General features: G+C 65.9%; 9 protein-coding genes. 1 reads left to right on the top strand and 8 read right to left on the bottom strand.

The genetic code is table 11. The features are described 5' to 3' along the window. The coding region (locus tag ACFDTG_RS15575; protein ID WP_375291879.1) for a hypothetical protein at positions 1-236 on the bottom strand (236 nt) is incomplete at its 3' end. Between ACFDTG_RS15575 and ACFDTG_RS15570 the strand changes: the two genes are divergently transcribed. Then, complete coding sequence (locus ACFDTG_RS15570) at positions 223-1,167, top strand: complex I NDUFA9 subunit family protein (RefSeq protein WP_375291878.1); 945 nt, start codon at positions 223-225, stop codon at positions 1,165-1,167. The two genes, ACFDTG_RS15575 and ACFDTG_RS15570, sit on opposite strands and share 14 nt — an antisense overlap. A gap of 30 nt (positions 1,168-1,197) precedes the next feature. Here ACFDTG_RS15570 and ACFDTG_RS15565 read toward each other — a convergent pair whose 3' ends face one another. From ACFDTG_RS15565 to ACFDTG_RS15535, 7 genes are all read right to left on the bottom strand, one after another. Beyond that, positions 1,198-1,650 carry an NfeD family protein gene (locus ACFDTG_RS15565; RefSeq protein WP_375291877.1) on the bottom strand — a complete coding sequence of 151 codons (453 nt, stop codon included), beginning with the start codon at positions 1,648-1,650 and terminating at the stop codon, positions 1,198-1,200. A gap of 14 nt (positions 1,651-1,664) precedes the next feature. Next, positions 1,665-2,693, bottom strand: a complete 1,029-nt coding sequence (locus ACFDTG_RS15560; RefSeq protein WP_375291876.1) for an SPFH domain-containing protein — start codon at positions 2,691-2,693, stop codon at positions 1,665-1,667. Positions 2,694-2,913: 220 nt separating this feature from the next. After that, positions 2,914-3,786 carry a dienelactone hydrolase family protein gene (locus tag ACFDTG_RS15555; protein WP_375291875.1) on the bottom strand — a complete coding sequence of 291 codons (873 nt, stop codon included), beginning with the start codon at positions 3,784-3,786 and terminating at the stop codon, positions 2,914-2,916. Between the two features lie 139 nt (positions 3,787-3,925). Further along, positions 3,926-4,288 carry a hypothetical protein gene (locus ACFDTG_RS15550; RefSeq protein WP_375291874.1) on the bottom strand — a complete coding sequence of 121 codons (363 nt, stop codon included), beginning with the start codon at positions 4,286-4,288 and terminating at the stop codon, positions 3,926-3,928. 168 nt (positions 4,289-4,456) lie between these two features. Beyond that, positions 4,457-5,311, bottom strand: a complete 855-nt coding sequence (gene purU / locus ACFDTG_RS15545; protein ID WP_375291873.1) for a formyltetrahydrofolate deformylase — start codon at positions 5,309-5,311, stop codon at positions 4,457-4,459. Continuing rightward, positions 5,308-6,318 (bottom strand): NAD(P)H-dependent flavin oxidoreductase, encoded by a 1,011-nt coding sequence (locus tag ACFDTG_RS15540; RefSeq protein WP_375291872.1) that lies wholly within the window; start codon positions 6,316-6,318, stop codon positions 5,308-5,310. Before ACFDTG_RS15540 ends, purU begins: the two co-directional genes overlap by 4 nt. A 51-nt stretch (positions 6,319-6,369) precedes the next feature. Next, the coding region (locus tag ACFDTG_RS15535; RefSeq protein ID WP_375291871.1) for a DUF3089 domain-containing protein at positions 6,370-6,980 on the bottom strand (611 nt) is incomplete at its 5' end.

Below are 6,980 nucleotides of genomic sequence, written 5' to 3'. Positions count from 1 at the left end.
TTGCGAGCGCCGCCACCTGAAGACGGTGCGTCTACCAATTCCGCCATCTGGGCACATGCGATGAGCCAGACTTGTTTCTGGCGTCGCGGGTAGGGGCGGGCCACTAGCGAAGCGATGGGCAGGCTGTCAATCGCCTTTGCGATGCGCGATGCCTTGCGGGGGGGCGGCGCATCGGGCAAGGGCGGACCAGTTCGAAAACCCCAAGGCTGAAAGATCACGACGATGGCAGTTTCCAAGGCGCTGAATGGCAAACTGGTGGTGCTCATGGGCGGCAGCGGCTTTCTGGGCTCGCAGGTCGCGCAGGCGCTGCTGAAGCGCGGAGCGCGGTTGCGTATCGCCTCGCGCCATCCGGAGAAGGCGTTCAAGCTCAAGCCGCTCGCCAATCTCGGCCAGATCCAGGTGGTTCGCGCCGATGCGACCGATAAGGCGGCGGTCCAGCGCGTGATGACCGGAGCGGATGCGGCGGTGAACCTGGTGGGCGCGTTCTCGGGCAACCTCAGGCGCTTGATGGGAGAGGCGCCGGGCTGGATGGCGGAGGCGCTGGCGAGCAACGGGGCGGCCGCTTTCGTGCATGTCAGTGCGATCGTACCCGAGCAGCACGACGGCAACCGCTATGCCGAGGCGAAGCTGCTTGGCGAAGAGCGCGTGCTGGCCGGCTTCCCGGCCGCCACGATCATCCGCCCTTCGCTGCTGTTCGGCCAGGGTGGCGGCGTGACCGACCTGTTCGCCCCGCTGATCGCCCGCTTGCCGGTGATGCCGGTGTTCGCGCCGCAGGCGCAGGTTGCGCCGACTTATGTCGCCGACGTGGCGGAAGCGGCGGTGCGGGCGCTGGAGGCACCGGGCACCTTCGGGGGCAACACCTACGAGGTCGGCGGACCCGAGGTGATGACCATGCTGGAACTCAATCGCCGCATCGCCAGGGCCCAGCACCGCGACCGCAGTTTCTTCCCCGTGCCGGACGAGCTCGGCGGCTTGTTTGCCAAGCTACCGGGCACGCCCATGAACTCCGACCAATGGGGCCTGCTGAAGGCGGGCAATGTCCCCGCATCGGGAAAGGGGGGGGTCAAGGCCTTCGGGATCGAGCCCAAGCCCCTGGGCCTGTTTCTCGATGACTGGATGACCCGGTACCGCAAGAACGGCCGCTTCGGCGAACGGCTCAGCTACTAAGGCCCAGGAGCCGCCTCAAGGCCCCTCGTTTCAGGCTGGAGGCGGTAGTTCGAGCGGCTCCACGCTCAGCACCCCGCCGATGTGCCCGGAAATGCGCACACGCGCGCCTTCCGGCGAATCCGGCCCGCTCGCCATCCATTCCCCATCGCCCACGCGCACCCGGCCCTGGCCGCCTTCCAGCGGGGTCGTGACCACGGCGGTGCTGCCCACCAGCCGGCCAGCCCGATTGTTGAGAAGCGGATCGCTCGATTCGATGGGCTTCTCGCGGACCCATCGGCGCGCAGAGTAGGCGAAGATGAGCGACAGAAAGACGAAGTTGACGATCTGCAGCAGGAACGGCGGATCTCCGGCCAGCACCAGCACGCCGGTGGCAAGCGCGGCCAGCGCCAGCCAGACCAGATAGACCCCCGGCACCAGCATCTCCAGACCGGCGAGCGCGAGGCCCGCGGCGAACCACCACCAATAGGGTTCGATCCCGTCCATCGCTCAGCGCCGCATCACCGCTGATCGCCCGAGCGCGGAACGCCCGATCCGCGCACCCGCGGCACGGGTTCGCGCTCGCGGTCCTGCGTCAGCGGGGTTCCGGATGGGGCAGGGGTGGTCACGTTCCGGCTCGAATCGCCGAAGGTCTCCTTCACCAGCTCGCCGATGCCGCCGAGCGATCCGATGATCTGGGTGGCTTCGACCGGGAACAGGATGGTCTTGGCATTGGGGCTGTCGGCGAACTTGCCCAGCGCACGGGTGTATTCCTGCGCCACGAAGTAATTGATGGCCATGCTGCCCGATTGCGCGATCGCCTGGCTGACCGCCTCGGTGGCGCGCGCTTCCGCCTCCGCTTCGCGCTCGCGTGCCTCGGCGGTGCGGAAGGCGCTTTCACGGGCGCCTTCCGCCTTCAGGATCGCGCTCTGCTTCTCGCCCTCGGCGCGCAGGATCCGGCTCTGCCGGTCGCCTTCGGCCTCCAGAATTTCGGCGCGCTTGAGCCGTTCCGCCTTCATCTGCCGGGCCATGGCTTCGGAAATGTCGATGGGCGGGCGGATGTCCTTGATCTCCACCCGCGTGATCTTGACGCCCCAGGGGGAGGTCGCGTGATCCACCACACTCAGCAGGCGTGCGTTGATCTCGTCCCGCTTCGACAGCGTCTCGTCCAGATCCATTGATCCCATCACCGTGCGCAGATTGGTGGTGGTCAGCGCCATGATCGCCTGGAACAGATTGCTGACCTCGTAGGCCGCCTTCCCCGCGTCCAGCACCTGGAAGAACACCACCGCGTCCACGCCGACCATCGCGTTGTCGGCAGTGATGATTTCCTGGCCCGGAATATCGAGCACCTGTTCCATCATGTTCACCTTCTGCCCGACCCGGTCGATGAAGGGGGTGATGATGTGTAGGCCCGGTTCGGCATGTTTGGTGAATTTGCCGAAGCGCTCGATCGTATAGACGTAGCCCTGACGCACCACCTTCACGGCGGACATCAGGAAGATCACCAGCACCGCCAGCAGAACCAGTGCGAAAATCGTGCCGCCCATCTCTATTCCTCTCCCCATGTCCGGCACGGCTGTCCGGCGCGGAAGTTCACACTAAGTTCAGGCCAACGCGGGCTTCGCTGAGAACGAAAAATCGTTCGATTGCAACACGCTAGCTCGTGAGCAGCCGATGAGGCTCCTACACCGGTTCGCTGTGACGCATCGAGGCCTTCCATCAGCCCTGTTTAGCAAACAGGTCGCGTGTAGGACAGCAAATAGGATTCTAAAGCGCCGCCTTGTAAGTTTCCAGCATCCGCGCCCAGGCGCGTTCCGCCGCAGCCTCATCGTAACTCGGGCTGTCGGGTACGCACCAGCCATGGTCCGCAGGGTACACCTCGATCTCCGCAATCGCACCGGCTGCCTGCGCAGCTTCCCTGAGGGCGGTCTTGTCCCCCGGTGCCTTCGCATCGTCGTTCTTGGCGATGGCGACAAGGTAGTGCTTGCCCGACTGGAACTGCCGGTGCGGACTGCCGGGCTTATCCGTAACCAGCCCGCCGCCGTGGAAGCTGCAGCCGGCGCGCATCTGGGGCGCGGCAGCCGGCCCGATCAGCGCGAAGCTGCCGGTCATGCAATAGCCCTGAGTGCCAAGGCCGCGATCCTTTGCCACGGCGTCCTGTTGCATCAGCCAGTCCGCCGCGGCGCGCTGATCCATCATGATCGTCTCGCTATCGAACCGGCCGCGCCAGGGCGACACCTTCTGAAAGCCGCCGCCCGATGCAAAGGCGGCGAAATCCTCGAACTGCTGGCCCTTCACGTCTCGGTAATATGGATTGGCCAGCAGGACGGCATAGCCCGCCTCGGCCAAACGGCGCGCCATCTGCCGCTTGGCAGGGCGAATGCCCGCGATATCGGGCCAGAACACCACGCCGGGCGCCCTGGTCCCCTCGCGGTAATAAAATTCCCCATCCAGCGTCCCGGCGGGGGCGGCGAATTCCACACCGCGCATGGTTATTTCACCGCCCGCCGCCGCCGGGGTGCTCTGGCCCGCCATCGGGGTGCAGGCCGCCACGGCGCCCATGGCACCCGCGGCACCGAACTGACGCCGCGTGAGGCTCTGCTTCCGGCCCCATTCCTTCAATTCCGATTCGCTGCACATGATGATTTCTCCCTGGTTGCGGGCTTTATGATCTGGTCTCGGGCGTGGGTTACCACAAGGTCGGGCCGGTTCGCAGTGTCAGTCGATCAGGGACTCTGCCCGGGCCCGGGGCGGAAGGGTGCTGCCCGCCGACGCTGGTTCAAAACAGCGAGGCAAAGGAGCTGGGCAATCGGGGCGGTGCCTGCTCGTCCTCGGTCTCGTCGAAGGCGATCCGTTTGAAGCCGATGTTGCGCAGGGCGCTGCGCACGACCTGCCGGTCCTGCTCGGCCAGGCTGGCGGGCAAGACATTCGCCCGTGCATCCAGCAGGATAAACCCGCCGCTCATCAGCTTGCGAAGGGCCTTGGCCAGCGCATTTTCGAAATACACCGGATCGGCGATCAGCCTGTCCTGCGCCGAAAACGGAACTTCCGCGCGAAAATCCACGAACCGACCGGAGCGCCGGTCGCTCACCTGGATGCGGTCGGGATAGATCCCGATTTCGAAATCGATGCGGAACAACATGGTATTCGCCTCGGCGTTCTAACCCCCAACAGGTTCGCAAAATCAAACTGGTAACGAACGCTCTTGTTCCCGTAACGACGAGTGCCCGGCAGCGGCTCTGGCTGCCGGGTAACGCGGCGAATGGCGCCAGCAGCGCCTTCGCCTCCGCGTCTTTTCCCCAAGCGGCTTCTAGCCTGAGAACACGATCGTCTTGCCGGCGCTGAGCAGAACCCGATCTGCCAGATGCAGCCGCACCGCTTCCGCCAGCACCCGGTTCTCGATGTCCCGCCCCTTCCGGATCATCGCCTCGGGCGTGTCCGCGTGGGTGATGGGTTCCGCGGCCTGATGGATGATCGGCCCTTCATCGAGATCGGCGGTCACGTAATGCGCGGTCGCGCCGATCATCTTGACGCCGCGCGCATGGGCCTGGTGATAGGGCTGCGCGCCTTTGAAGCCAGGCAGGAAGCTGTGGTGAATATTGATGCAGCGCCCGGAAAAATATGCCGCCTGCTCGTCGCTCAGGATCTGCATATAGCGCGCGAGCACGACGAGTTCGGCCCCGGTTTCCTCCGCCAGCGCGCGCACTGCGGCTTCCTGCTCGCTCTTGGTTTCCCGTGTCACCGGAAGATGATGAAAGGGAATATCGCCGATCGGCACATGCGTGAGCCACTCGCGCCCGTGGTTGGAGACGATCGCCACCGGGTTCATGGCCAGTTCGCCCACCCGCCAGCGGTAGAGCAGATCGGCCAGGCAGTGATCGAACTTGCTGACCATCAACAGCGTGCGGCGCGGCCGATCCCGCTCGTCGAGCCGCCACTCCATCGCAAGCTCCCGAGCGAGAGGCTCCAGCTGCCGCGCAAAATCCGCCCGGTCCGCTTCGCCCGGATCGAATTCCACGCGCATAAAAAAGGCATCGGCCTCGCGGTCGTTGAACTGCTGCGCTTCGAGGATGTTGCCGCCCGTCTGGAACACCAGGCCGGCTACGCGGGCGGTGATGCCCGGTCTGTCGGCGCAGGACAGCGTCAGGACGAGCGGTCCGCTCACCGGCGTGCGAGCGCCGCTTCGCTTTCGCTCATGAGGCGCGCGATGATCTCGGCCACGGGTTCTTCCTCGGTCACCATGCCGACGGATTGGCCCGCCATCAGGCTCCCGTTCTCGATATCGCCGTCGACGACGGCGCGGCGCAGCGCACCCGCCCAGTAATGTTCGATCTGAAGCTGCGCCTCCGCCATCGCCACCTCCTCGCGGTCCAGGCGGCCCATGACCTCGCGCTGGGTGGCGGTGAAGTGCTCGGTGCCCTTGTTCCTGAGGGCGCGCACCGGAATCACCGGCAGGCGCGGGTCGAGCTGCACGCTGGCCACGGCATCGCGCGCGCTGGCGCGGAAGAAGGCCTTCTTGAAGGCGGGATGGGCGATGCTTTCGGTGGCACAGGCGAAACGGGTGCCGAGCTGCACCCCGCACGCGCCCATCTCAAGATAGCCCGCCATCGCTTCCCCGCGGCCGATGCCGCCGGCCACGAACACGAGGTGGTCCGCCGCCAGCGCGGGCAGCATTTCCTGCGCCAATACGCTGGTGGAAACCGGGCCGATATGGCCGCCCGCCTCCATCCCTTCGATCACCAGCGCATCTGCACCCGAGCGCAGCAGCTTCTTCGCCAGCGCCAGCGTGGGCGCGAAGCAGATCACCCTGGCGCCGCCGTTCTTGATAGCTTCCACGCTGCCCTTGGGCGGGATGCCGCCCGCCAGCACGACATGACCGACATCGTGCTTCGCGCAGACTTCGATCAGATCGAACAGCTGCGGATGCATGGTGATGAGGTTCACGCCGAAAGGCTTGTCCGTCATCTCTCGCGTCGCGGCGATCTCCGTGTCGAGAAGATCGGGGGTCATCGCTCCGCAGGCAATCACACCGAAGCCGCCTGCGTTGCTGATCGCGGATACCAGATTGCGTTCCGACACCCAGCTCATCGCGCCGCACAGGATCGCGGTCTCACTGCCCAGAAAGTCGCTCCCGCGGCGCATCAGCGTGGCGGTTCGTGAATGTGTGGTCATGCCCCGGCGGTTAGGCCGGCCCTCGCGCAGGGGCAAGGGCCAAGCCGGCCATCAGCGCCGCGCCCGCTCCCAAGCGGCATATTGCCGCGCGGTGAGCGCCACCAGATCGCCCATGGTGCTGGGCATGTCGATGAGATGCAGCCCCCAGTCGGGAAGCCTTTGCCCGGCGATCATGACATCGCCGGCGACATCGTCGGCGCGCGGGTCGTTCGGATCGGCATTGACGGTCATCGCCAGATAGCTCGCGCCGCCCTGCTTCACGCATTGGGTTGCGATCAGGCCGGGGGGCGATACGAAGTTGGTGGTGGGCTGGGCCTTGCCCATGACCCAGTCCGGCTGCTTGCCCGAACCACTCGAACCGCTGGTGGTAAAGATCGCGTTCGCCTGGTCGGCATGGCCCATCAGGGCCGCCGGATTGACGCAGACCACCTCCATTCCCGGGGTGGTGGCACGGCCGAACCGGGACTGCGCCGGGGGCGGGGCATCGGCCCGGAATGTGACATAGCTCACCAGACAGCCCGCCTGATCCGCGCTGGTGCAGGGGGGCATCCACGCGAATTCGCCCGATTTGCCATCGGGGCTGCGCTGCACGTTGAAACCGATCGGCATGGCGGACACGATCAGCGCGCGTTCGGCTGGATCGGTCATGCCGGACAACAGGT

Origin of the sequence: Qipengyuania sp., assembly GCF_042095715.1 — a bacterium.
Taxonomy (GTDB): domain Bacteria; phylum Pseudomonadota; class Alphaproteobacteria; order Sphingomonadales; family Sphingomonadaceae; genus Qipengyuania.
This window is presented reverse-complemented; position numbering and strand designations above follow the sequence as displayed.